The sequence below is a fragment of the Sorangium sp. So ce362 genome (genome assembly GCF_051519845.1).
GTDB lineage: Bacteria > Myxococcota_A > Polyangia > Polyangiales > Polyangiaceae > Sorangium.
In genome coordinates this window covers 4,657,875-4,680,495 of record NZ_CP150332.1, presented here as the reverse complement: position 1 = coordinate 4,680,495, position 22,621 = coordinate 4,657,875, and the positions used below count along the sequence as shown (strand labels likewise).

Below are 22,621 nucleotides of genomic sequence, written 5' to 3'. Positions count from 1 at the left end.
TGGTCCTCTCCCCCCTTTCGCGCGCAGCCAGGAGAAAAGAGCATCTGGCCTCGAAGCGAGCTATCGGCGGATCAGCGCCGGATCCATCGGGTCCACGACGTCGCCGGGGGGCGGCTCGGCGGCAGGGCGTGAGCGCTCGACAGCGGGCGCCGCAGGGGGGCTGTGCTGGGCCGGCGGCGCGGCGGGCCGGGCGCGGGCGCTGGACGGCGGGCGCGCTGGCGGGCTCGGCGATGGCGCCCCGGCCACCGGCCCTGCGCGCTGCGAAGGCGGCGCGCCGTTCGAGGGCCCGGCGCCCCGCGAAGGCGGCGCGTCCGCCGAGGCCTCGGCGTCCGGAGTCGGCGACGCCGCGTTCGTCGTCGCCGCGGGCGGCGAGGGCGCGGCTGCAGCCGCAGCTGCGCTGCCCTGGAGGGCCTGGCTCGCGCTAGGCGTCACCTCGGCCGACGGCGCCGTCGGAGCGACGGAGGCAGACGCCGCGGGCGTGCCGTCCGCGACCCCCGGCGCGCGCTGCGCGGCGAGCAGCACGGCGCCGAGCGCGAGCGCCGCGCCCACGCCCAGGACGAGCGCGCCGCGCCGCCCCCGGGGAGCGGCCGGCGCATCCCAGGTGCGCGCGGAGATCGCCCGGTCCACGGCGACGTCCTCCGGGCGCGCGGCCGGCTCGTCAGCGACCGCGGCGCCGGCGCCGGCGACGCGGGTGATGCGCTCCACCGAGAGCCGAGACCCCTCCGGCGCGTGCGGCCCGAGCGCCTGCGCGAGCTCGGCGATGCTCTGAAAGCGCCGCGCCGGATCCTTCTCCAGGCAGCGGAGCACCACCGCCGCGAGGCCCTCCGGCGCCTCGGGGCAGCCGTCGCGGAGCCTCGCGGGAGCGCCGGCGGCGATCTTCGCGCCCATGGCCATGAAGCTGTCCGCCTCGAACGGCGGACGGCCGGTGAGGAGCTCCTGCAGCACGACGCCGAGCGACCAGATGTCCGCGCGGGCGTCGACGCGCTTCGTGCTCTCGAGCTGCTCGGGCGACATGTAGAGCGGAGAGCCCATGACCGCGTCCGGCGCCGTGATGCTCGCGTCGACGGCGAGCGTCTCCGAGCGCGCAGCGTCGCTCGCGCGCGACATCTTCGAGATGCCGAAATCGAGCACCTTGACGAGCGGCGAGCCGTCCCTCCGGGTGGTGAGGAACAGGTTCGAAGGCTTCAGATCCCGGTGGACGATGCCGAGCGCGTGCGCCTCGGCGATCGCCTCCCCCGCCTGGAGCACATAGTCCACGGCCACCCCGACCGGCAGCCGCTTCCTGTCGTGCAGGACCTGCCCGATGTCCTTGCCGCTCAGGAACTCCATCACGATGAACGGCGTGTCGTCGTCGAGCGTGCCGACGTCCATCACCCGCGTGACGTGCTCGCTCTCGAGCCGCGACGCCGCCCGCGCCTCGCGGAGGAAGCGCGCCACGTCCCCGCCGCTCTTCCTGCCGCGCAGGAGCTTGAGCGCCACGTTCCGGTCGAGCGGCTCGTGCCACGCGAGCAGCACGACGCCCATCCCGCCGCTGCCCAGCGTCCGGATCACCCGGTACTTGCCGGCGATCAGCGTCCCCGGCGCCGCGGGCTGCGCCGGATCGCCGGCGGCCGGCGCGGCGTCGAGGCCCTCGTCGGCGAGGAGGGCGGCGAGCGCGCGCGCGACCTCGGCGGCGCTCGCCGGGCGGCCCTCGGGGGCCTTGGAGAGCATCCGCGCGATGAGCGCCTCGAGCGCCGGCGGGGCGAGCGGACAGAGCGCCCGGACCGCGAGCGGGCGCTCGACGAGGATCTTGACCAGCACCGCCTCGGTGTCCGCGCCCGTGAACGGCGCCCGACCGGTCAGGCACTCGAAGAGCACCGCGCCGAGCGCGAACAGGTCGGTGCGCGCGTCGGGGGTCGCCGCGCCGCGCACCTGCTCGGGCGCCATGTAGCTCGGCGTGCCGACGAGCGCCCCGGGGCCCGTGACCGCGGGCGCGCTTTCCTTCCCGCGCGCGAGCCCGAAATCGAGGAGCTTGACCCGATCGGCGGCGCCGTCCTGCAGGAAGAGGTTGCTCGGCTTGATGTCGCGGTGGACGAGGCCCTTCTCGTGCGCGGCGGCGAGGGCCGCGGCGACGCCGTGCCCGACGCGCGCCGCGTCGCGGACGCCGAGCGGGCCCTCGGCGAGCCGCTCCGCGAGCGTCACGCCGACGAGGCGCTCCATCGCGAGGTACCGCTCACCCAGCGCGGTGCTGCCGTGGGCGACGTAGCCGACGATCCCCGGGTGGGAGAGCGCCGCGAGCGCCTCGGCCTCCCGGTCGAAGCGCGCGCTCGTCGCCTCGTCGACGTCGCGCAGGAGCTTGAGCGCCACGCTGCGGTGCCCCTCGCGGTCCCAGGCCGCGAAGACGACGCCCATGCCGCCCTCGCCGAGCAGCGTGTCGAGCTCGAACCTGCCCGCGACGACCTCGGGCTCGGCCGCGAGCGAGACGAGGCGTCCGACCCCCGCGTCGTCGACGAAGGTCACCGGGCGCCCCCGAGCAAGGCGCGGGACTCCGCCTCGAACTCGGCCTCGGAGCCGGTGATCTCCCGCAGCGTCTCGAGGAGCAGACCGCGGAACTCGCGCCGCGCGGAGGCGAGGTAGTTGGTCACGTCGGTGACCTTGATCCCGAGCTCCGTGGCGAGCTCTGCATAGGTGGGACGGTCCTCGGGACCGTCGTGGAGCACGTAGCGCTCGAAGACGCGGAAGGTGAGCTCCTTGCCGCCGCGCTCGCAGCGCTCGCGGAGGGCATCGACCGCCATGCCGACCAGGTGACGCGTCCACTCCCGGTCGAAGTACGTGTCGAGCGATTCCGGTGCTGGCACGGCGAGCGCACCGATCTCCCGCTCGGCAGAGGGGAAGTCGAGGCTGAGCGTCACGGCATGTCCGCCGCGCTTCTGGCGGCCGCTGCTCTCGGCCTCCTTCATGACGTAGCGGTCGAGGCACATCTTCAGATAGGTGCGGAACAGCGCGCGCGCAGGGTCGTACGCGGAGAACGTGCGCTGCTCGAACGCGCGAGCGAAGAAGCCCTGCGTCAGATCGGCGGCGTGCTCTCCCTCGATGCGCCAGCGGACGCGGAGGTGCTTGTACACCGGCTTCCAGTAGGCGCGCACGAGGATCTCGAACGAGCGCGCCCGCTCCGCCGGGTCGTCGCTGCCCACCGCGACGACGGCCGACCTGTGGGTCGTCGGAAACCTGCCCCGCGGGGCCCCGCGCGAGAAATCGTCGTCCATGTCTAAAGGAACGTGGGGGGCGCGCGGAATAGGATCATCGACGACGCGAAGCTACCACAGGCCGACCCCGGACGGGAGCTCCGGCGGGCCGCCGGCGCAGGGCGCATCACGGGCCTGCCGGCGCTCCGAGCTCCGGCGCTGCTCTGCGCTCCGCGCTGCGGGGCGCTCGTCGCGGCCACGCCGTGGCACGGCCTCGCGGGCGCTCGACGCTGGACCCAACCTTCCGTGAATCCGTGAAGAAGAGGAGAACAGAACATGAAAAAGGCATCTCTCCTGGCGCTCGCCCTGCTGCTCACCGCGTGTGAAGAAGAAAAAAGGATGGCATTCGGGATCGACGTCCAGGCGTACGATCCCGAGTTTTCGGCATCTCACTGCTCTCTTGCAGGGGAGACCGAGACCATCGGCAGTCTCACCGTCTTCGACGACGCACAGCAGCCGCCGCGGCCCCATTACAAGTTCGAGTTCGAGTCGGACTCCGACGAGCAGGTCTACCATGTGCGGGTGTCCGACGCGACTGCGGTCGACGAGGAGGCGAGGTGGCCCGTCCTCGCGGAGCGAACCTACGACAGCGCGTTCGGGGAGTCCGGCGGCCAGGACTCGTTTGTTGTCGACTTGAATGGGGAGCAGGTTACCTTCAGGGTGCTGGGCATTCCGGCCGAGGGCGGGTGCCCGCAGAGCGGCCTCCCGGACCCGAGCGATGCTCCGCCCACCTCCGACCGCTAGCGCCCCCCGAGGACAACGTGAACCCGCTCCGTCCGTTTCGCAGCACGCTCTGGGCGCCCCTCTCGGCTGCGCTCCTCGGCGCCTCGGCGCTGCTCTGGGGCCGGCAGGTCGCCGCCGAGGAGAGCGCCGCCGAGAGGCTGTTCCGGGAGGGCCGCGCGCTCCTTGTCGAACAGCGCTTCGCCGAGGCCTGCCCCAGGCTCGAGGAGAGCCAGCGGCTGGAGCCGAGCCTGGGAACGAAGCTCAATGTGGCCTTCTGCCATGAGCGGCTCGGCGACGTGGCCACGGCCTGGGTCGGCTTCCAGGAAGCGTCGACCACGGCGCGCACCGAGGGCGACGCGGCGCGGGAGGCGTTCGCCAGGAGCCGGATCGAGGCGATCGCGCCGCGCGTGCCCTGGCTCAGGGTGCGCGTTTCGGTGGGCGACGCCGGCGCGGATCCGCTGGCGATCCTGCTCGACGGCGCGGCGCTCGATCCGGTCGCGTGGGACAAGGAGCTGCCGGTGGATCCGGGCGAGCACGTCGTGGCCGCGGCGCGCCGCGGCGAGGTGTTCTGGCAGACGACGGTGACGCTGAGGGAGTCGGAGCGCGCGGACGTCGCCGTCCCGGCGGCCGCGCCGGCGGAGCCGGTCCATGCCCCCGCGGCCGTGTCGAGGCCGGAGCAGCGGCCCGCGGCGCCGCGCGAGGAGAGGAGCGCGCGCGCCGCCGCGCCGGGGGCAGCGGGCCGCTTCGTCTATGAGGCGGGCGTGCTCGTCGGCTATCTCTGGCTGAAAGCAGGCAAGAACGAGGGCTGCATCACCATGGACGGGGCATGCTCCTTCCATGCCGAGACCGATAGCTTCCTCGCAGGGGCGACGGGGTTCGTCGGATACACGGCGATGGAGCGCCTCGATCTCGGCCTTCGCGCCCAGATCGGCCTTCACTCGAGCGAGGGCATTCTCTTCGCGCTCGGCCCCTCGGCGTCGTACCTGCTCGGTGAGCGCTTCAGGGTGGGCGCGACACTGCTCTTCGGCACGGCGACGCATACCGCGGAGGTCTACGAGCAGGGCGGGTATCTACCGGCTGGGTCCAGCACCGGTTACGGCGATGGAGGCGCGGTCGAGACCGATTTGCCTCTCGGATTTTCTCTGGGCCTTGGCGCCGAGCTCGGGATGAAGCTCATGGACAGCCCGGCGGGCTCGCTCTTTTTGCAGGCCACGCCGCTGTTCCTCATCGGCGAGGACGGCGTGGCGGCGTCCCTGCCGCTCGGCGTGGCCTACCGCTGGAACTGACGTCGAGAGCTGGGCCAATTCCGAGCGCCGCTGCCGATTTACCTGACGCACATTCCGTCGAACCCCGCGGTGGGACACGGCGCTCGATTTCATCGCCGAACGGCTCCTAAAGCTGCGCGAGCTTCTCGATCGACGCTCGCCCCCCTCCAGGCAGGAGCGCGCGGATCGTGTCGCGAAGAAGCGCAGCGAAGCGATGCAGCGACGCGGCGAGGCAGCTCTTGCGCCCGCTCGGTACGATGTGAACGGACGCTCGCGGAGATGCCTTGTACTCCGTCCTGGAAGGAGCCGTATCGCCGCACGATCTCCGCCTCCCCGCGCAGCAAACCACCACCTGGGGCGGCGCGTTCGCGTATCCTCCGTTCCCATGAACGGCGCCGCACAGCAGTACGTCGAGGCACCCCTGCCCATCGCGCGAAGGCGCGCTCTCGCCATCGCGGTGGGCGTCTTCGTGACCGCGTTCTGCGACATCGAGAAGCTCGCCAAGCTGCCGCTCCAGCGGCTCATCAAGGACGATTTCGGGCACTCGCCGGCGGCGATGGCCGACTTCTTCGCGGTCGCCGGGCTCATGGCCTACATGATACCGCTCGCCGTCCTGCTGAACGACAGGCTGCCGCTCTTCGGGAGCCGGCGGCGGAGCTACCTCCTCCTCAGCTCGCTCGCCGCCGCGCTGCTCTGGCTCCTGACCGCCGCTGCGCCCCGCGCGTATGGTCCGCTCCTCGTATGTATCACGGCGCTCAACGCGGCGGTCGTCTTCGCCGGCGCAGCCGTCGCGGGGCTCATCGCCGACGAGAAGGCGAAGGGCGGCGCGACGAGCCACCTCAGCGCCCTGCGCGTCTCGATGAAGTACACCGCCCAGGTCGCCGCGGGGACCGTTGGCGGCTACCTGGCCACGGTTGCCTTCGGCTTCACGTGCGCGCTGGGCGCCCTGCTCGCGATGGCGGTGGCGCTCTCGGCCTGGCTGCTCGTCGACGAGCCCGTCGCGGCGGCGCCGCGCGAGCCTCTCCTGGAGAGCGCGCGCCGGCTGTGGTCGGCGCCCTTCCTCGGCGCCGCCGCGTTCCTCGTCTTCTTTTTCGCGGCGCCAGGCTACTGGAATCTGATCTTCTATCACCAGACCAACACGCTCGGCCTGGATACTGGCACCATCGGTATCCTCAGGTCCGTGAACGGGGTGTTCGGGCTCCTGGCCGCCGCGGTCTACGCGCGGTACGGCGGCCGCTTCAGCCCTCGCCGCCTCGCCGCCGGCGTCGCCCTGTTCACCGCGAGCACGCTCGTCTGGCTGGGTTATCGGTCGCTGCCGGCGGCCATCCTCACCGAGGCGGCCGACGGCTTCCTCGGCGGGCTCGGGCTGCTCGCCGTGCAGGAGCTCACCATCCGCGCCGCGCCGCGCGGCTTCGAGGCGGTCGGCTACTCCCTGCTCCTCGGCGCGAGCTTGCTCAGCGGCGCGCTCTCGGAGGTCATCGGCACGCGGATCGAGAGCTGGTTTCAGCTCTCGATCTTCGAGCTCATCGTCGTCAGCGCGGCGGCGAGTGCGGTCGCGCTGCTCCTCGTCCCGTTGCTGCCGCGGGCGCTCTTCACACGGCCGGAGACCGCTACCTGACGCGCACCGAGCGCACGGGGCTCCAGCGGCCCCCCTGGGCCGTCGCCGCGTTGCCCGCCCGGACCCGCCAGAAATAGGTCCGCCCCGGCGTCAGCGAGCGGGTGAGCGACGTGCCCTCGGTACGGTCGTCGTACTCGCACCCGCCGAGGCAGGTCTCCCCGTCGAAGCTGTTCACCGTGCTCGCCTGGAGCCGGTACGCCGTGGCCCCCTGGCGGGGCTCCCAGCGGAACGTTACCGCGCTCGGCGCCTCCGCCCCGTCAGCCGGTGCGAGCAGCGCGACCGGCGCGAACGGTCCGTAGGAGTATGTCAGCGGGTCGAGCGTGGTCGCTGTATTGTCGCGCGCCGGGGCGGCCATGGACGTGTTCCTCCCGGTGCGGATCTCCATGTGCAGGTGCGCGCCGGTCGCGGTGCAGCCGCCGCCCACCGTGCGGCTCGCCTTGCCGAGGTACGTCCCGACCTCCACCCGGTCGCCGGGCACGAGCCCCGTGAGCTCGATCATGTGCGCCATGATGACGGTGTGGTTGCCATCGAAGACGGCGACTTTCCCGCATTCGCCGGTCTTCGCGAGGACGGTCCCCTCCACGGGCGACCGCACCGCCGTCACCCCGTCGCCGGTGCCGCCGAAGTCGATCCCGGCGTGGCCGTCGGCCGGGCGGTAACCGTTCGTGACCCGGAAGTCGCCGCCGAGCACGAGGACGCTCAGCTCGCGCTCGGTGAGCGCATCCGCCGCCGACGCGATCGTCTCCTCCTCGGCGCCGCCGTGCTCGTGTTCGTGGCCGCCCGCGGGATCCGCCGCCACGCAGCCGGCGGCGCACGCGAGCGCGGCCGCCGCCCCGCAGACCATCGAGTTCGTGAAGAGCTGCTTGAACGTTGTCATGATGTATCTCCGAGATGAGGGATTGGTCGATCAGGGCATGCGATACCGGTACGCGGTGTACGTGGTGCCGAAGAGGCTCACGGTCGGCTGGTCGGAAGGCGCGAGCGTCACGGCGAGATCCCTCGCGACCCCGCTGCAGTCGGGCTCTTCCAGGATCAACGCCCGCAGGGCGCTCCTGTCGATCCAGGCGGCGAACAGCACGACATGGCCTGGACCGAGCAGCGCGTCGCCGGGCGCGAGGTGCTCGCTGGGAATGGGCGCGGCCACGTCCGGGATGTTGCGGGTGGTGATCCCCGGCGCGGGGAGGCCCCACGCCCAGGAGACGAAGCCGGAGCAGTCCGAGCGATAGGCGTCCCACGCCGGGTCCTGGGCGTCGCCCGTGCGATTACACGTCCCGCCGCACAGGATATCGCGGCCGCCGTTCGGACCGCCGCAGTAGGGCACGCGCGCCTCGACCCATTTCCAGCCGCGGGAGACGGCGGTCGACGCGTAACGGAGCCGGTACGTCACGTCGCCGCGCGGGGAGGCGCGAGGGTAGACCTTGACGTGATAGAGGCCCGCCTCCAGATCGAGCGGCATGGCGATCTCGACCTCATTGCCGCTCTGCTGGCCTCTCCAGACCGGATTCGCGAGATCGGGGCTCCGGTAGAGGGCCACGTCGTAGTCGCTGCCGGCCGGGATATCCCCGAGGAACAGGTTGACGTACATGCGCGCGGACAGCTCGAACTTCCAGTAATCCGCGGCGTCGCCGGGCCCGAACCGCCCGCGGTTGTCGTCTCCCATCACCATGCCTCGCACACCGGGGTCGCCCGGCGCGTCGTTCGGCTCCGCCTCCTCCTGCGTCGTGATCGCGAGCGAGGCGGCCCCGATGGCGTCTCCCTCGCTCCAGCCGTCCTCCGCGAGTGGCTCTGTCGGCGCGACGCAGCCTGACGGCAGTGTCACGACGGCGACCGCGAGCCACACAGCGCAACCCACGCTCCTGGCATCCATGATCTCATGCCCTTTCCTGATGTTGATTCGACCCGGACAGAGGGAGCGCTTGCGGCGCGAGTGGCCGCTCCGTTCACCCTGCCCGGCGCCGGCAGGACTGACTCTAGGCACCTCGCGAGTTCACAACGCTTCACAGGCCCCGGCGTTGTTACCCTGCGCACATGGAGCTTCGGATCGATGTGAAGGCGGAGCGGGTCGCGCTCGGCGACACGACGCTGACCGGGCAGTGGGTCGATTTCTATGCGATGCTGGCGCTCTCGCGCGCCGCGGAGGGTGACACGCCCGCGTACGTCAGCGCGGAGGCGGTCGCGCGCGCAGGCCCGTGGCGGCACAAGACGGTCGCGAGCGTCGGCAAGGAGATCGCGCGCCACCTGGCGCAGCTCGCGGAGCGGGGGCTCGGCGACGTCGTCGAGCACCGGGGTCGGACGCGCGCCTGGAGGCTGGCGCTCGCGCCGCGCGCGCTGCGGCTCCGGCCCAGCCGCTCGGTGGTCGGCGACTGGCTCCGGGCGAGATCGGCGGGCGCGGCGGGCGCGGACGAGGCGCGCGGGTGGGTGCGCGACCTAGGCGCCCTGGTCGACGCGACAGTCGCCATCCATCGCGGCGACGCCGAGACGGCGCTCGCGCTCGCCGCGTCGCTGTCGCCCGACCTCGGCGCGGTCGAGCCGGCGCTGGAGGGGTGGTCGACCCTGGTGAAGGGCCGCGCGACGCACCTGCACGAGGACGACGACGACGAGGCGCTGAGCCGGCTCTGCGAGAAGTACCTGAAGCGCACCGACGCGCCAAGCAGGGCGGTCGGCGTGCGCCTGCGGACGTTTCTCGCGCTCCGTTATCGGTACCAGGACCCGTCCGCGACCCTGTCCGCGCTGAGCAGGCTGGCCGCGGAGCTCGAGCTGCACGGCGACATCGGCTCGCTCGGCGCGGTGCTCAACGCGATGGGCGTGCTCGCGCGCCGCGCGGGCGATCTCGCCGCCGGCAAGGCCCATCACGTGCGCGCCGCGGCGCTATTCGCGATCACGGGAGATCACGCCCGGCTGCAGGCGACCCTGTACAACGTGGCCCTCTGCCACCGGGCGGCGCTCGTCCGCGAGGGGCGCGCGATGGACAGGGAGCCGCTCGAGCTCGTCGAGATGTGCAGGCGTGTCTGCGCGCAGTTCGGCGTGGGGAGCGACTCGGCGCTGGCCGAGGTGGCGGGCGCGCACTGGTCGCTGGAGATGGGCGACGTCGCGGAGGCGCGGCGCTACCTCAGGGAGGCGGAGGCGCTCGTCGCCCGCATCGAGGCCACCTACGACCAGGCGTATTTCCGCCACGTCCGCGCGCTCATCGAGCAAGCCGATCCCACCGGCGCCACCCTCCCGATCCATGATCTCAAGTCCGCGCACACGCTCTATCTCAAGGCCGGCGACGTCCCGGCCGCGGCCGAGGTCCAGCGCCTCATCGACGCGATGGGCAAGGCTGGTCCACGGCGCCCGCGCGGCGTGTGAACGGTGGTCGCGGCCCGCACGGCGCGATACACATGGGTCCATGCCTGTCTACCCCGAGACCCAGCTGTTTCGCGAAGCGGTCCGCGCGATCACTGGCATAGAGACCGACGTCGAGACGCTGCGCGAGCGCGACTTCCAGCAGTAGGTCCGGAAGATGGTGCGGAGCTCGACGTTCACCTGAAGCGCATTGCGACGCCCGATTTCGAGTCTGTTTGACCGCTTCCCGCACCGCAGCTCCTACCCTCGCGATGTCCTCTCTCCGTCGCTGCGGCAGCCCCTCCGGTGACTGCCCGAAGGACAAGTTGCAACCCGCCGTCGCGCAGTACTGCTAGGCGGGCCGCCACCGGAGCGGCGCAGCCGCGATCGCGCTGGCTGCCAGCGCGACGAGCACCGCGAGCAAGCTCCCTGCTCCGAAGCCGGCGCAGCCCATGGCCGAGGTCGACCCGGGGTGCCCCTCATCCCCGAGCGCGAGGGCGCGGCTCGGGGGGCTGGCGAGCGAGGCGACCACCGCTGCCCGAGGCGACGGCTCGGCCGTCGCGATCTCTCCGACCTCGGGGCCGCCTCATCGTTCGGCGACGCGGCGCTAGCCGGTGGGCGGCGCGCCCTCGGACGTCCCCATCGGTGCCGGCGGCGCCCCCGCGCCGTTCGGTGCTGCGGCGGGCGCCGCGCCGGCAGCCGGCGCTGGCGCGGCCGCCACGGGCGGCGCCTCGGCGTCTTCCGGCTCGGGCGCGGCGTCGCTGGACGCCGCCGCGCGGCCGCCGCGGCCGCCGCGGCCCTTGTAGAGCGACGGCGCGATCGTGTCGGCGTCGCCCTCGTTCCAGCGCAGGTAGGCCACGGCGCGGCGGGTCTGGTCGTAGGCGTGCGCGAGCAGCGCGAACGCGCGCGCCCGCTTGTCCGCGGCCTCGGTCGGTCCGGGCCCCTTGCCGTGCTCCCGCACGCCGAGGGCGGCGAGGAGCTGCGGCCCGATCTCCCCGGCGCGCTTCACCTCGTCCTCGGTCGCCGCCGTCTTGCCGGCGATGTCGGACCAGCTCCCGCCGAAGAGCGCCGAGAGCGCCACGAGGTCGTTGGCCGTGTCGATGTGCCCGTGGCCCGCGCGGATCTCCGCGACCGTCTCCGCGTCGAGCAGCCCGCGACGGGCGAGCGCCTCGGCGTCGCCCAGCAGGTTCTCGCGCAGCGCGGCCGCCTCGGCGAGCAGCGGCTTCAGCGCGTTCTCGGCGCCTCCGGTGGACAGCCATTGAAGGTGCGCGTACCAGGCGGCGAGCGCGTAGATCTCGAGACGGTCGAGCGCCGCGACATCGTGCTGCCGCAGGTGCTCGACGATGGCGGGGCGCAGCGCGAGCAGGCCAGGCAGCACGCCGAGCACCAGCGAGACGGCGCGAGGAATGTCGATCTTGATGGAGATGAGCCGATCCGGGCTCAGCGCCTCGATCTCGGGGAGGATGCTGTCGAACGCCGCCGCCGCCCGGGGCGGGGCCGCGGGCTTCGTGGGAGCTGGCTTCTTCTTGTCGACCGGAGTGGAAGGCTTGGCCATGAGGGGAACACCTCTCGTTGATGCCCTTCGCCGGGCGGCGGAGGAACATGACCCCCCTGCCCCCGGAGCTGGACGCGTTGTGAGCGTCCGGCCCCCGCCGGACGTTCCGGGCAGGAGTAACCACCTGTCCCGTACGGTCAACGGACCTAGCAAGATCCCGACGGCAGCTCGCCGGACGTCGTGAGGGGGCGCCCGGGAAGACCGCCTCCGATGCCCGAGGAAAGCTCAGCTGCCCCGGCAGGACCGCCTCCGATGGCCGAGGAAAGCTCAGCTGCCCCGGCAGGACCGCCTCCGATGCCCGAGGAAAGCTCAGCTGCCCCGGCAGGACCGCCTCCGATGGCCGAGGAAAGCTCAGCTGCCCCGGCAGGACCGCCTCCGATGCCCGAGGAAAGCTCAGCTGCCCCGGCAGGACCGCCTCCGATGCCCGAGGAAAGCTCAGCTGCCCCGGCAGGACCGCCTCCGATGCCCGAGGAAAGCTCAGCTGCCCGGGTGGCGACCGGGAGCGCCTCCGCCTCGCGGCCTCGACGGCGCTCGTGCAGAGGCTCGACCGCAACGATCCGCGGCCGGCCGACCGGCTGGAGGTGCTCTGCGCCGGCGGCGGCGCGGGGCCGGCGGCGCAGAGCGGGCGGATGATCGAGATGGGCTCAGCTCGCGGTCACGACGGTGATCTCGCCGGTCGTGTACAGCGCCGAAGTGTCCCAGGCGAGCCCCGGGGCGAGCGGCAAGGCGATATTCACGGCAGCGAACGTCCCCGTGAGGTCACCGAGCCAACCGAGCAGAACGACGGTGTCCCCGGCCTGGAACGACACGGCGCCGTCGGCCGGCCGGACCTCCAGCGCCCCGTCGAGATCGAGATCCCCATCCACCTGGAGGAGCGGCAAGGCGCTCGAGCCTGCGACCGTGATGGAGAGGGCGGCGCCCGGCCCCTGGCTGTAGCTGCCGGCGACGTAGGTCGAGGGGTGAACCTCTCCGACGGAGAGCTCGCCAGCCTGCATGTTGGCGAGATCGCCCGCGAAGCTGCCGATCTCGAGGCGTCCGCCGGCGAAGTCGAAATCGCCCTCCGCGACCTCCATCGCGCCCGCGACGAGGTCGCCGTCCGCGAGACGCACGGAGGGCCCCAGGTAGCGATAGACGTAGGGGATGCTGGCCGGCTGCGCAGTCCGGAGGAGGCCGCCGATGCTCACGAAGGCGCCGTTGTCGACGAGGATCGACGGAGACTGATTGCCTATGGCGAAGACGGTGACGTCGCCGCTGTTGAGCCACGATGCATAGACATCGTTCACCTTGATGAAGCCCCCGCCGAGCTCGGAGTGAATCTCTGTGTCTTCCGTCACGAGGGTTCCATAAGCCCCGAGGGTAAGCTCGCCGTATCCGAGATCCGTCCCCACGCGCAGGAGCCCCTGGTTGGTCCACGTACCACCCCAACCACTCACGCTGGCCTTACTGCTGGAAAACGTGCTGGAGAGCCCGATCCTGGCATTCACCGTGGAGAGCTCGGCCCGGTAGATGTCCAACGTGCCCGGGCTGTACACGCCCACGATGAACTCGCCCGTGCTGACCCATCTCGTCGCAGAGCCGGCCACGGTCACCGAGCCATTGCAAACCGAGCACCCCAGGGCGCCGCCGATATAGACGTTGTTCGAGAAAAAGCGCCCTCCTTGCCTGAGCTCGGCGCGACCTCGTGCCCTGAGGCCGATGTATGTATTCGTCCGGCTCGTCAGGGTGGCGTCATACCCTTCGACGAGCACACGACCGAGGCTCATCGAGTTTCGATTGCCCACGACGAGCTCATCGGTGCTCACCTCGGCACCGTTCCGGACGATGAGCGACCCATCGCAGTAGCCGCTCGCGCAGAGCTGGATGGATCCGCTGTTGGTCCACATCGAGCCGTACCCGATGACCTGGACCGTACCGCTGGCGTTATTCCCCACCAGCGCGGCTGCGCTGAACAGCTTCCCGCCGCTCGTGACGATCACTTCCCCATTGTCGAAGGTCGGTTCCCAAACGGCGCTCGCGCCCCCCACGAGGAGCGTGCTCGAGCCCAGGTCCCACGGATCGCTCGGGTCCTCGGGCGACACATCCCCAGTGACGGTCACGTTCGCATAGGCTTGTCCTGCCGCGCTCAGCGACGCAACCGCGAGCAGCGCCGAAAGACCGCGTCGAAATTGATGATTCATGATTCTGATCCCTCCACGAGAAGTTCCAGTGCCCATGGGAGACCCCCATCGCCCTGATGCCCCGGCAACGCCGGAGCACCATGCGGATGTGGTCTCCCACGATGGAACACATACGTGGGTCGGGTCACCGCTGCAATGCATTTCGTCAGCTGAGCCACCGCAACTCGGATATGGAGTGACCGTTCGGGCGGCATAAATCAGATAACATAACACCGGACGAGTTGATCTCGTGCGGCGTCCGGGGCCGCTACAACATCACCGTCTTCGGGGAGGAGCCCGGCGAGACCTGCAGCCGCGTGCAGGGCGCTCAGTTCGCGGTCACGACGGTGATCTCGCCGGTCGTGTACAGCGCCGAAGCGTCCCAGGCGAGCCCTGGGGCGAGCGGCAAGGCGATATTCACGGCAGCGAACGTCCCCGTGAGGTCACCGAGCCAACCGAGCAGAACGACGGTGTCCCCGGCCTCGAACGACACGGCGCCGTCGGCCGGCCGGACCTCCAGCGCCCCGTCGAGAACGAGATCCCCATCCACCTGGAGGAGCGGCAAGGCGCTCGAGCCCGCGACCGCGATGCTGAGGGCGGCGCCCGGCCCCTGGCTGTAGCTGCCGGCGATGTCGGTCGAAGCGTGAACCGCTCCGACGGAGAGCTCTCCGCCCTGCATGTTGGCGAGATCGCCCACGAAGCTGCCGATCTCGAGGCGCCCGCCGGCGAGGTCGAAATCGCCCTCCGCGACCTCCATCGCGCCCGCGACGAGGTCGCCGTCCGCGAGACGCACCGAGGGCCCCAGGTAGCGATAGGGGACGCTGGCCGGCTGCGCAGTCCGGAGGAGGCCGCCGATGCTCACGAAGGCGCCCTTGTCGACCAGGATCGACGGAGAGTGATTGCCTATGGCAAAGAGGGTGACGTCGCCGCTGTTGAGCCACGATGCATAGACATCGTTCGCCTTGATGAAGCCCTCGGCGAACGCGGAGTAAATCTCGGTGTCTTCCGTGACGAGGGTGCCGTAAGCCCCGACGGTGATCGTGCCCTGTCTATGACTTGCCCCCACGCGCAGGAGCCCCTGGTTGGTCCACGTGCCGCCCCAGCCGCTCACGCTCGCGTGGCTGCGCCGGAGGTCATCGCCGTCGATGCGCGCGCCCACGGTGAAGAGCTGGCCGCGCCGGATGTTCAGCAAGCTGCCAGTCTTCACGCCCAGGATGAACTCCCCCGTGCTCACCCACGTCGTCGCGGAACCCGTGATGGCGACGTCACCCCCGCAGACTGTGCAGTTGCCGACTCCGCCGATATAGACGTTATGTGAGAAGATGCTCGCTCCCTCCTTGAGCTCGACGTGGCCTTGCCCAGTATGGCCGATGGAGAGGTTCGTCCTGCTCGTCAGGGTGGCGTCATACCCCTCGACGAGTACAAAAGCGTCACCCAGCGAGCCTCTGACGCCCACCCTGAGCTCATCGGTGGTCACCTCGGCGCCGTTCCGGACGACGAGCCAACTCTCGATAAGGCTCGCGCCGAGCTCAATGGTTCCATTGTTGACCCAGGTCGAGCCATACCCGTCGACCTTGACGGTACCGAACCAGGCATCACCTCCCCCTCGCACCGATGCGCCGGGGCTGATCAACGTCCCGCCATGGGTCACCTCGACCGTCCCGGCTCCCACGACGAGCTGGCTCAGCCCGAGGTCCCAAGGGTCGGATGGATTCTGGGGAGATACGTTTCCCGAGATGGTCACGTCTGCATTCGCTGGTCCTGCCACGCTCACCGACGCGGCGATGGACAGCGCCGAGAGAGCGTATCGAACTTGGTGGTTCATGAGTCTGATCCCTCCACGAGAAGTTCCAGTGCCCATGGGAGGACCACCATCGCCCTGATGCCTCGGCAACGCCGGAGCACCATGCGAACGTGGTCTCCCACGATGGAACGCATACGTGGGTCAGGTCACCGTTGCAACGCATTTCGTTAGCTGCGCCACCGCGACCTGGATGTGGAGCGACCGCTCAGGCAGAAAAATCAGACCGCACAATCGCTTCCGCGCGCCTTCACGCGTCGCAGACGCCTCTCCCCTCCAGGCGAACCGGTCGCCGCCCGAGGTCTCGTCGATCTCGACGTCGTCGTCCTCCCCCGCGATGGCGTCGTAGACGCCGCCCCGGTTTCCGAGCGCGAACGGCCCGAAGCTGTAGCCGTCCGAGCCCGCGTCGAGGTCCCCGAGGTCGTGGTGCTGCGCGTCGATCGCGCTGTAGACCTCCTCACCTGGCGCGCCCACGTCGATCTGCGCGACCTCGCGCAGCGCGAGCGCCTGATGGTGGTCGCCGGCGTGGGCATCAGGAGCGCCCCTCGAGGAGCCGGTCCCGATCGAGCGCTACGCCGCCGTCGTCGCGGAGCTCGCCGACGGGGGCGCGCTGCGCAGCAAGGTGCTCTCTGAAGCGCGGCGTGGGAGCGCTGCCAACGAGCATTCGCGACGTGAACCGCGCGCACCGATCGGCCCCCCGTCGATCCCCTGGAAACGAAACGAGATCGTCCGCGACCGGCCGCGCGAGTCATCGATTGCTCGCGACGTCCTGGGCATCGTGCGCGTGCCTTGGCGAGCTCGACGCGCTCGCTCGCGGCGTCCGGCCGCGACCATGTGCACGGATTCATCGAAGAACGGCAACCTTTCCTGTATCCTCCTCCCTCCTTCTTGAGGCAAACGCGAGGCCCCACCAGATGCCCCTGAGAGCAAGAGTCTATGACCGCAGCACTTCATCGTTCAATGACAATCCGTCCCAGCCTCGCCCATATCATTTCCGTGACGGTACTATCCCAGACCGGATGCACGATCTTCGATGGAAAGCCACCACCGACATGCATGGATCCATCCCCCACGTGCCAAGCGCTGTGCGCACAAGAGACCGTCTGGCCCCAGCCAATCTACTGCGAGGGGACGACGCCGCTACAAGACCGATTCCTCCTCATACTCGCCACTAAATCAGGCTCTCCGAGATGTTTGGTGGAAGCGCGGCTGCGTGACCTGGTCCCGGCCCCCGCGGCGTTGCGGGCGAGCTCGGCGCAGGAATGGCGCGGTGCGATTGGGGATGGAACGCGCACAGCCGACGGGCTACCTCGGGGGTTACGACACCAACCCTTGGAGCCCGATCGGCTGTGCGCGCGACCACTCTGCTCAACAATGTCCTCGGAATCAAGTTCACTCGCGTCACGGGCGCGCAATTCACGGCGGACGGGCTGGTCTGCGACGTCGAGCCGACCACGGAGATCCCTCGCTGCGGAGGGTGCGGTCGCCCGGTGAGGAAGGTGTACGACCAGCGGAAACCGCGTTGCTGGCGTCACCTCGACCTCGCGGGGATGTCGCTGGAGCTCCGGTACTCGCCGCGGCGGTTGCGTTGCCCGCGGTGCGGAGTGACTACCGAGATGGTGCCGTGGGCCGACCCGATGAGCTGGTTCACGCACGCTTTCGAGGAGACGGTCGGCTACCTGGCGCAGATGACCTCGAAGACCGTCGTCTCGACGATGATGCGCGTCGCGTGGGCGACGGTCGGTGCAATCATTAGTCGCGTGGTCGAGCGGCGGCTTCCCCGCGACATCCTCGACGGGCTCACGCACATCGGCATCGACGAGCTCTCCTACAGGAAACACCACAAGTACGTGACCATCGTGGTCGACCACGTCACCGGGCGCGTGGTCTGGGCGCGAGAGGGGAAGAACGCCGACACGCTCCGGGCCTTCTTCCAAGAGCTCGGCTCGGAGCGATGCGCGCTCATCCAGGCGGTCACGATCGACATGTCGAAAGCGTACATCTCGGCGGTCTCGGAGTCGGCGACGAACGCGCAGATCATCTTTGACCGCTTTCATGTCCAGCGGCTGGTTCATGACGCGCTCGACGAAGTACGCCGTGCAGAAGTGAGGACAATCGAAGACCCCGAAGACCGCAGCGCGCTGAAGCATACCCGATTCGCGTTGCAGAAGAACCCTTGGAATCTGACTGCAATCGAGCAAGCGAAGCTGACGGAACTGCCGAAGACGAACGCGACGCTCTACCGCGCCTACCTGCTCAAGGAGTCGTTCGCAGCCATTCTCGATCGGCGTCAGCCGAATGTCGTACTGGCGAAACTCGAAGAGTGGATGTCGTGGGCCACGCACTCGGGTCTCAAGCCCTTCGCCAAAGCGGCGCGAACGATTGGTCACCATCTCGACGGCATCGTCGCCTACGTCGCGAGCGGGCTGTCGAACGCACGCTCGGAAGGCACCAATGGCAAGGTGCGCACCATCACGCGACGGTCCTACGGCCTCCACGGAGCCTCCTCCCTCATCGCGCTGATTCATCTCTGCTGTTCAGGTCTCTCGCTGCAACCTGTTCACACGTGGCCACGCTTCCACCAAACCTAAAAGAGAGCCCTAAATCATGCAATGAATGGCGCGAGTCATTACAACCCAACAGCGGTACCACCCTAATCATCAAGCCTCAGAATGTCGGGATAACGCCAACCAAGAAGGATCCCTGCTACTACTAGCTCACAGCACCGGGAGACTCCTCCACACCTCACCAGCTGCGGCTCCGACGACGATCGCCATCAATCCACAAGGCTCGACAGATGAAAACATCACCGAAACCGACAACATGGATTGGATTGGGGTTCATCGCCGTCGCCGCTTTGGCAGCGTACAACCTGGGAAGAATCTCGGCGCCGAGCGACAACCGGCCTCAAACGCGCCAGGACGTCAGAAAGAACAAACCCGATCTTCGGTCAACTCTGAGCGCCACCCAGCAAAGGTTGGCCATCTGCGAAGAGACCCGCCAGCGTCGCGACCACGATCTTCACGAGGGAGCGAGGGAGCCCTACATCAGCGAAGCCAACCCCACGCCTTCACCTGAGCGAGAGCTCTCGAAGCAATGCATCATCGCGATGCAAGCGCAAGATCTGAATATAGCGGGCGCGCACTGCAGGAACTTTAGAAGACACTTCGATGCATACAAGGCGATCCTGGGAAACAGCACGGTCGGCTGCGAAACCGTCTTGAGCATTCGAAACCTAGCCCAGAGACAGCGCCAGACTTGCGCTCTCATTACAAGAATCAACGAGGAACCCGGATCCCAGGACGCGACGAGCGATCCTCTCGCCGTCGGCGCGGTAGACGATGCTTACACAATCACTAGCAAATACGGCGACATCGACATTGATGAGCTGGTAAAGAACCCAGCGTGCATAGTCCGCATGCAGGCCGAATAACTCGAATCCACTCCTCCGCTCAGGTCGCGGGAGCCATCGCCCCGTCAGTCCAACAGGCCAAGGTCGCCGTTCTCGCGAGTACCATCTGGACCTCGATCCGCGACGTTCGACGCATGAAAACATCATCAAAACCGACAAGATGGCTTGGATTTGGGATCATCGCGATCGCCGCGTCGGCGGCAACATACAATCTGGGGCGAGCCTCGGCGGAGAGTAAAAGCCAACATCAATCACACCAGGACGCCGCCAGAAACGACGACTCCGATGTTCGGTCAGCTCTGAGCGTCACCCGGAAGAAGTTGATCAGCTGCGAAGAGACCCTCCAGCGCCGCGACCACCACATCCAGCAGAGAGAGGAACAGCCCCACGCCGGCGAAGGCAGCCCCACACCTCCACCTGAGCCAGCGCTTTCGAAGCAATGCGACATCGCATCGCGAGCGACGGAGCTCAACAGGATGGCCGAGAGCTGCAGGGACTTCAGGTGGCAATTCAACGCATACGAGGAAATACTGAGCAACACCTCAATCGACTGCGAATCTGTATTGAGCGTTCGAGATCTGGCAAGAGACCAATTTTCGATCTGCTCCGCCGTTTTAAGACACTTCGAGAGCGCATCGCAGCCAGACGTCACGAGCGACATCCGCGGAGTCAGCGCCATGGAAAGCGCCTACATGACCAAAGACGAGTACGGCGACATCGACATCGACGAACTAGTAAAGAACCCAGAGTGCATCGCCCGCATGCAGGTCGAATGACTCGAACTTATCTCACGCCGCCGTTCATCTCGTGGGAGCCATCGACCCGCTGGTCGAATGGGCCAGGGCCGCCATTCTTGCGCGCGCTGACAGGTCTCGGAGTATTCACCCTCGCCGCTCTGGCATCAGCTGAGGAGCCACGGCCGCCTGAGAAATTCCATTGGGACGGCCTCCACCTCAACGGCATCGCTCAAACGAAGCTCCCCCATCTCGCGAGACTCGGAGCCACGTACGGCGGCGGAACAGATCCGGGGGCCGTCCATACGGTCATGGTGAGCTTCGGACAGACCGCGAGCCCCACCCAGGAGCTCAACATCGGGTATTTTATCGGCGCTGGAGTGGGCAAGGAGAACATGTCGACGATAGAAGGCAAGAAATTGGGGATCCATGCCACGTTCGAAGCCGGACCGTTCCGAGGGAGCGCGGCTACGAGCCTTCAATTATACCAACTGATCGGAGCCGTTCTTCCCATGTTCACCACGACCTTGAGGCCGCAGGCGACCCTTGTCCGGACCACGCACGTCGATCTCTTCCTCGGTGGGGACGTGTATTCCCTCAATGTCAACGTCCAGCTCGGCCTCACATGCGGATTACGATTCAGGGACATAAGAATATTCGATCGGAGCATGGATGGGCTCCTGTCGATCACGGAGATGAATACCTGGACCAGCGTTCCGACGCATGGAACCCTCTGGGCGGCCTACGTCGAATCGCGCCTCGGGATCGTCGTCGATCTGGAGCCCGACAAGGGAGACAAGGGAGAACAGCGCGACCGGATCCGTGAGTATGGGCAGCTCTGACCGATCGCGCCCGGGGTCGCCACCGGCTCACGAACCGGACCGGCGCAGCAGCGTCTCCGTCCCCGCCTGCGTGCCGCCCAGGCTCGCCCATCGCCCCGTGAGCTGCCTGCCCTCGATCGCATAGCTCACCACCCCGACCTGCTGGCCCGGCGACCAGCCCACCACGAGCTGATCGCCCGAGCGGAGGCCCACCCCCTTCAGCGTGCCGCCGGTGCTCAGCGTCCAGGTCACCGCGTACGTGTCGCCCGTGCGCGCGATCACGACCGTCCCTTTCCGGAGGCCCTCGACGATGCTGTAGCTGCCGGTCAGCCCTTCGGGCCCCTCTAGCGTCTCGACCTCGATCCGGCCCGGCCGATCGGTGGAGATCCACTGCCCGCGGAGGCGATCGCCGTCGATGCGGTAGGCGGCGGCGCCGTACGGGCCGCCGCTCGCCCAGCCCACGGCGACGGTCTGCCCCTGCACGAGCGCGATCCCCTCGTAACCGGCGCCCTTCGTGATGATCCAGGCGATGCGGTACGTGTCCCCGCTCCTCGACAGGAGGACGTTGCCCGCGTAGCTGCCCTGCCCGCCCGGGTTGCGCGACGACGTGATGTCGTAGGTGCCGGCCAGGTCGATGTCGCTGGCCGCGGCGGTGCTCGATGGCCCGATCGGCGCCGTCGGGGCGCTGCCGGGGGTCGCGCCGGCGCTGCCGTACAGCGGCGGGAGGGCGGTGGGCTCGGTCGCGCGCAGGCGCTCCACGACCACGATGCCGCCGACGACGAGGGCGGCGACGGCGAGCAGCCCGCCGCCGGCGATCGCGAGCAGCAGGCCCCAGGGCGCCTTGCGCACCGGTCGGGCCTGGACGAGCGCCAGGGTGCCGCCGGACATGCCGCCGACGTCGGTGCCGGCCATCGTCGGGTAGGTCGGGCCCGTCGTGGCCGGCGGCGAGCCCGTTGTGGCCGGCGGGGTCGGCGCGAACGGCCCTGGCGGCGGGGCCGGCGCGAACGGCCCTGGCGGCGGAGCCGCGGACCGGGGGACGGCCGCGGCGAGCACGGGATCGAGCGCCGCCATCGCCTGCGCCGCGTCGGCGAAGCGAGCGCGGACGTCGCGCGCGACGCACGCGGCGAACCAGGCGTCGAAGCCCGCGGGGATCAGGTGCGCGCAGCCGTGGCGCGCGGCGCGGGCGGACGCCGGCTCCAGCGGGACGAACAGCACCTCGCGCATGAGCGACATGACCGAGGCGCTCGGCCCGCGGGTGGGTTCGAGCCAGTACATGCGCCCGGTGAGCAGGGTGAAGGCGAGCAGCCCGAGCGCCCAGACGTCCGACGCCGGGGTGACGTGCTGGCCAGCCTCGGTCTGCTCGGGCGCCATCCAGAGCGGCGTCCCGACCGACGCGGTCACCGCCGTTGTGGCCCGCGCCTCGGCCACGATCTTCGCGACGCCGAAGTCGAGCACCTTGACCTTGAAGCGGACGTTCTGCTGCCGCGGCCGCGCGACGAAGACGTTCTCGGGCTTGAGATCGCGGTGCACGACGCCCGCGCGATGCGCCGCCGCGAGCGCGTGGCACAGCTGCCCCATCAGCTCGCGGACCTCGTCGGGCGGCAGCGCGCCGCGCTGCGCCACCACGGCCGACAGGTCGGCGCCGTCGAGCAGCTCCATCGCCAGCCAGGGGGTCTGCGTCACCGGATCGACGCCGGCCGCGACCACCTCCACCACGTGGTCGCTCTCGATGCGCGCCCCGACCCTCGCCTCCTGCTCGAAGCGCTCGCGGAAGCGCGGGTCCTGCGCGAGCTGCGCGTGCATCAGCTTCACCGCGCGCGGCTTGCCGGTGGAGAGCTGCTCGGCCACGAGCACGGCGCCCATGCCGCCCTGGCTCAGGGGGCGAACGATGCGGAAATCGCCCCCGAGGACGGTGCCGGGGGCGAGCGGTGCGGCTGTCGTGAAATCGGCCATGGCGAGAGGGACCCTCCGGGCGGCGTCGCGGGCGA

At 69.5% G+C, this 22,621-nt stretch carries 18 protein-coding genes; 8 read left to right on the top strand and 10 right to left on the bottom strand.

The annotated features are described in order from the left end of the window. Positions 1–60: 60 nt before the first annotated feature. Both WMF17_RS18120 and WMF17_RS18115 read right to left on the bottom strand, forming a co-directional pair. Positions 61–2,499 (bottom strand): protein kinase domain-containing protein, encoded by a 2,439-nt coding sequence (locus WMF17_RS18120; protein ID WP_437650585.1) that lies wholly within the window; start codon positions 2,497–2,499, stop codon positions 61–63. After that, positions 2,496–3,245, bottom strand: a complete 750-nt coding sequence (locus WMF17_RS18115; RefSeq protein WP_437650584.1) for an RNA polymerase sigma factor — start codon at positions 3,243–3,245, stop codon at positions 2,496–2,498. Before WMF17_RS18115 ends, WMF17_RS18120 begins: the two co-directional genes overlap by 4 nt. Positions 3,246–3,500: 255 nt before the next feature. Here WMF17_RS18115 and WMF17_RS18110 point away from each other — a divergent pair, with 255 nt between their 5' ends. From WMF17_RS18110 to WMF17_RS18100, 3 genes are all read left to right on the top strand, one after another. Continuing rightward, the gene (locus tag WMF17_RS18110; protein ID WP_437650583.1) at positions 3,501–3,968 is read left to right on the top strand and encodes a hypothetical protein; all 468 of its coding nucleotides are present in this window, start codon (positions 3,501–3,503) and stop codon (positions 3,966–3,968) included. Positions 3,969–3,985: 17 nt separating this feature from the next. Continuing rightward, positions 3,986–5,233: a hypothetical protein gene (locus tag WMF17_RS18105; protein WP_437650582.1), complete on the top strand. Its 1,248-nt coding sequence runs from the start codon at positions 3,986–3,988 to the stop codon at positions 5,231–5,233. A 364-nt stretch (positions 5,234–5,597) separates the two neighbouring features. After that, positions 5,598–6,830 (top strand): MFS transporter, encoded by a 1,233-nt coding sequence (locus WMF17_RS18100; RefSeq protein ID WP_437650581.1) that lies wholly within the window; start codon positions 5,598–5,600, stop codon positions 6,828–6,830. Here WMF17_RS18100 and WMF17_RS18095 read toward each other — a convergent pair. Further along, the gene (locus WMF17_RS18095) at positions 6,823–7,707 is read right to left on the bottom strand and encodes a M23 family metallopeptidase (RefSeq protein WP_437650580.1); all 885 of its coding nucleotides are present in this window, start codon (positions 7,705–7,707) and stop codon (positions 6,823–6,825) included. The genes WMF17_RS18100 and WMF17_RS18095 overlap by 8 nt on opposite strands. A 30-nt stretch (positions 7,708–7,737) precedes the next feature. Continuing rightward, positions 7,738–8,697 (bottom strand): PPC domain-containing protein, encoded by a 960-nt coding sequence (locus tag WMF17_RS18090; protein WP_437650579.1) that lies wholly within the window; start codon positions 8,695–8,697, stop codon positions 7,738–7,740. A gap of 161 nt (positions 8,698–8,858) precedes the next feature. On the opposite strand from WMF17_RS18090, the gene WMF17_RS18085 reads away from it, so the two are divergent. Then, a complete protein-coding gene (locus WMF17_RS18085; protein ID WP_437650578.1) occupies positions 8,859–10,178 on the top strand; it encodes a hypothetical protein in 1,320 nt (439 codons plus the stop codon). Between the two features lie 328 nt (positions 10,179–10,506). Here the strand turns inward: WMF17_RS18085 and WMF17_RS18080 are convergent, their stop codons facing one another. From WMF17_RS18080 to WMF17_RS18060, 5 genes are all read right to left on the bottom strand, one after another. Beyond that, entirely contained in the window at positions 10,507–10,686 is a 180-nt protein-coding gene (locus WMF17_RS18080; RefSeq protein WP_437650577.1) for a hypothetical protein, read from the bottom strand. Between the two features lie 75 nt (positions 10,687–10,761). Then, on the bottom strand, positions 10,762–11,709 hold the full coding sequence (locus WMF17_RS18075) for a hypothetical protein (protein ID WP_437650576.1): 948 nt from the start codon (positions 11,707–11,709) through the stop codon (positions 10,762–10,764). Between the two features lie 644 nt (positions 11,710–12,353). Next, the gene (locus tag WMF17_RS18070; RefSeq protein ID WP_437650575.1) at positions 12,354–13,886 is read right to left on the bottom strand and encodes a hypothetical protein; all 1,533 of its coding nucleotides are present in this window, start codon (positions 13,884–13,886) and stop codon (positions 12,354–12,356) included. A gap of 307 nt (positions 13,887–14,193) precedes the next feature. After that, positions 14,194–15,609 carry a hypothetical protein gene (locus WMF17_RS18065; protein ID WP_437650574.1) on the bottom strand — a complete coding sequence of 472 codons (1,416 nt, stop codon included), beginning with the start codon at positions 15,607–15,609 and terminating at the stop codon, positions 14,194–14,196. 201 nt (positions 15,610–15,810) lie between these two features. Continuing rightward, entirely contained in the window at positions 15,811–16,140 is a 330-nt protein-coding gene (locus WMF17_RS18060; RefSeq protein WP_437650573.1) for a hypothetical protein, read from the bottom strand. Between the two features lie 788 nt (positions 16,141–16,928). Between WMF17_RS18060 and WMF17_RS18055 the strand changes: the two genes are divergently transcribed. The 4 genes from WMF17_RS18055 to WMF17_RS18040 all read left to right on the top strand — a co-directional run bounded on the left by WMF17_RS18055 (position 16,929) and on the right by WMF17_RS18040 (position 20,654). Continuing rightward, positions 16,929–18,257 carry an ISL3 family transposase gene (locus WMF17_RS18055; RefSeq protein WP_437644356.1) on the top strand — a complete coding sequence of 443 codons (1,329 nt, stop codon included), beginning with the start codon at positions 16,929–16,931 and terminating at the stop codon, positions 18,255–18,257. A gap of 206 nt (positions 18,258–18,463) precedes the next feature. Next, positions 18,464–19,099: a hypothetical protein gene (locus tag WMF17_RS18050; RefSeq protein ID WP_437603322.1), complete on the top strand. Its 636-nt coding sequence runs from the start codon at positions 18,464–18,466 to the stop codon at positions 19,097–19,099. A 113-nt stretch (positions 19,100–19,212) separates the two neighbouring features. Beyond that, a complete protein-coding gene (locus WMF17_RS18045; protein ID WP_437650572.1) occupies positions 19,213–19,854 on the top strand; it encodes a hypothetical protein in 642 nt (213 codons plus the stop codon). A gap of 77 nt (positions 19,855–19,931) precedes the next feature. Next, positions 19,932–20,654 (top strand): hypothetical protein, encoded by a 723-nt coding sequence (locus WMF17_RS18040; RefSeq protein WP_437650571.1) that lies wholly within the window; start codon positions 19,932–19,934, stop codon positions 20,652–20,654. 27 nt (positions 20,655–20,681) lie between these two features. Here the strand turns inward: WMF17_RS18040 and WMF17_RS18035 are convergent, their stop codons facing one another. Continuing rightward, the gene (locus tag WMF17_RS18035; protein ID WP_437650570.1) at positions 20,682–22,586 is read right to left on the bottom strand and encodes a protein kinase domain-containing protein; all 1,905 of its coding nucleotides are present in this window, start codon (positions 22,584–22,586) and stop codon (positions 20,682–20,684) included. Positions 22,587–22,621: the final 35 nt, after the last annotated feature.